The 2,694-nt window shown below is 66.6% G+C and carries 2 protein-coding genes; both read right to left on the minus strand.

Features of this window, described 5'->3' with window-relative positions:
• Window positions 1–184: 184 nt before the first annotated feature.
• Window positions 185–877: an ABC transporter ATP-binding protein gene (locus FCI23_RS55120; RefSeq protein ID WP_136731683.1), complete on the minus strand. Its 693-nt coding sequence runs from the start codon at window positions 875–877 to the stop codon at window positions 185–187.
• 97 nt (window positions 878–974) lie between these two features.
• Window positions 975–2,402: an ABC transporter permease gene (locus FCI23_RS55125; RefSeq protein ID WP_136731684.1), complete on the minus strand. Its 1,428-nt coding sequence runs from the start codon at window positions 2,400–2,402 to the stop codon at window positions 975–977.
• Window positions 2,403–2,694: the final 292 nt, after the last annotated feature.

Below are 2,694 nucleotides of genomic sequence, written 5' to 3' on the forward strand. Positions count from 1 at the left end.
TGGGTGTCGTAACCGCGTCACTACCAAGGGGCCTGTTCTTTCATGCCCGCGGCCGCACCCGAACCTCCGTCCAGATGATCACCCACGCCGCACACCTCGAACGAGATCCGGTTTGCCACAACGCACTGAATCAGGCATGAGATTCAGCTGAGAAATTCTCATCTGGCGATGCGTCACCGAAGGGTCACAGGCGGACGGCCTGCCGCTGCTCGGTGACGGTGACGAGGCCCTGCTTGATGGTGGCCAGGCGCGGGGCGTTCTTGGCGATCGCGGAGTCGTGGGTGACCAGGATGAACGTCAGGCCGTATTCCTGCCAGAGCCCCTCCAGCAGCGCCATGATCTCGTCCCGGGTGCCCTCGTCCAGGTTGCCGGTCGGCTCGTCCGCGAGCAGCACCTTCGGCTTCTTCACCAGGGCGCGGGCGATGGCGACGCGCTGCTGCTGGCCGCCGGACAGCTCGCTGGGCAGGTGCCCCAGCCGTTCGCCCAGGCCTACGGCGGTGAGCGCCTCGGCGGCGAGACGGCGCCGCTCGGCGGTCTTGGTGCCCATCGGGACCAGGGCGGTCTCGACATTCTCCTGGGCGGTCAGGGTCGGGATGAGGTTGAAGCTCTGGAAGATGATCCCGATGTTCTCGCTGCGCACCTTCGTGAGCTTGGCCTCGCTCAGACGGCCCAGGTCCACCCCGTCCAGTTCGACCGAGCCGGAGGTCGGCCGGTCGAGGCCGCCGATCATCTGCAGCAGGGTGGACTTGCCGCCGCCGGTCGGGCCCTGGATGACGAGCTGGTCGCCGTCCTCGATGACGAGATCGATGCCGCGCAGCGCGTCCACCGTCTCCTTGCCCCGCGAGTAGCGCTTGGTCACGCCGCTCAGCTTGTACATGGTGAACTCCTGTGAGTGGTGGGCCCGCCGGCCCCCTCCAGGGGGAGTGAGGGGGCCGGCGGCCGATTCGGGGTGGCGTTACGGGCTGCGTACGGGGCTACGCGACGCTGCGCAGGGCGTCGGCCGGGCGGAGCCGGGAGGCACGCCAGCCGCCGAAGGTGCCGGCGATCAGACCGCCGCCGATGGCGAGAACGACCGCGAGGGCGATGGTGTTGACGCTGACCGGCGCAGTGAGGGCGATCTCGATCGCCTTGGCGGCCGACTGCCGGCCGGGCCCGCCGCCACCGGGGCCGCCGCCGCCACCGCTGGTGGAGCCGAGGGAGGCCTGGAGCTTGGGACTGATCGCGCTGACGGTGTAGGCGCCGGCGAGGCCGATCGCGATACCGAAGGCGCCGCCGAGGAGACCGTTGACGATGGACTCGCCCATGACCTGGCGGGTGACCCGGCCGCTCGTCCAGCCCAGGGCCTTCAGGGTGCCGAACTCACGGGTCCGGCGGCTGACAGCGGAGGAGGTGAGCAGCGCGGCGACCAGGAAGGCCGCGATCAGGACGGCGATGGACAGCCACTTGCCGACACTCGTGGCGAGGTTGGAGGCCGTGGAGAGCGAGCCGGAAACCGTTGACGCCAGGTCGGCGGAGGTGGTGACCGTCGTGCCGGAGATGTTCTTCTGGATCGTCTGCTTGACGGCCGAGATCTGCTTGGAGTCCGCGGCCTGAACGTAGATCGTGGTGACCTTGTTCTTGGAGGCCGCCATGGTCTGGGCCCGCGTCAGCGGAATGTAGACGTTGGCCGCGGCGTCACCGCTGTCGGCGGTCGCGATGCCGATGACCGTGAACTTCGTACCGCTGATGGTGAGGGTCTTGCCGACGGTCAGCTTGTTCGTCTTGGCGTAGGCACTGTCGACGACCGCGGTCTTGTCGTTGTTCTGCGAAGCCGTGAAGGTCTTGCCGCTGGTGATCTTCGACGAGGTCAGCGGGCCGACCGCGAGATTGCCGGTGTCGACGCCGTAGACGGTGTAGCTGTTCACGCCGAACGACGCGCCGCCGCCCTGCACCTTCGTCGTACCGCCGCCGCCCCCGCCGGGTTTTCCGCTGCCCCCGGAGGTCTGGGCCTTACCCTGGGTGAAACTGCCGTCGACCTTGATGACGGACAGGCTCAGGCCGCCGACCGCGCTTTTGACCCCGGTCTGGTCCGCGACCTTGGTGACGGTGCTGGACGCCAGCGTCTCGAAGCCCTGGATCCTCACCTGGTCGGAACTCTGCGTCGAGCTGCTGCTGTCGCTCTTGGCGTTGAACTTGAAGTTCGGCCGGCTGTTGCTGGTGGTCGTCGGCTGGGCCTTGGTCACGGTCATGTCCGTACCGAGGCCGTAGAGCGACTGAAGCACCTTCCCCTGGGCCTGTGTCATACCGGCCGAGACCGAGTTGACGGTGATCACCAGCGCGATGCCCAGAGCGAGCCCCATGGCGATCACCAGGGCGGCTTTCTTGCGCCGTCGGAGCTCACGTCTGAGATAGATGAGAAACATACGAATCCTCGCCGTATCGCCCCAAGGGGACCATGGTTGCAGTGCTTGCAGGGGACCCGTGCGGGGCCATGGCCAAAAACTATGGAGAGATCTTTACGGAACTCTGAGCTGTACCTGTGGGTCAGATGAGAACGTTCACCATCTGTATGAGAACCACCCTTAGACGCAATGCCGCTGACTTTGGGTTGATCTTGTTTGTAGTGTGTGCCTCGGGAGGGTTGCTGAGTGCCACGAGCTGGACAGGTCAAGCCGCCGGTTGAGGAGCGGTTGTCGGATCGCATCGCGTTGGGTG

It is taken from the genome of Actinacidiphila oryziradicis, assembly GCF_005047355.1.
In the GTDB taxonomy this organism is placed as follows: domain Bacteria; phylum Actinomycetota; class Actinomycetes; order Streptomycetales; family Streptomycetaceae; genus Actinacidiphila; species Actinacidiphila oryziradicis.

Coding starts and splice junctions, on each gene's coding strand:
- FCI23_RS55120 (WP_136731683.1), bottom strand. CDS start 877: ATGTACAAGCTGAGCGGCGTGACCAAGCGCTACTCGCGGGGCAAGGAG.
- FCI23_RS55125 (WP_136731684.1), bottom strand. CDS start 2,402: ATGTTTCTCATCTATCTCAGACGTGAGCTCCGACGGCGCAAGAAAGCC.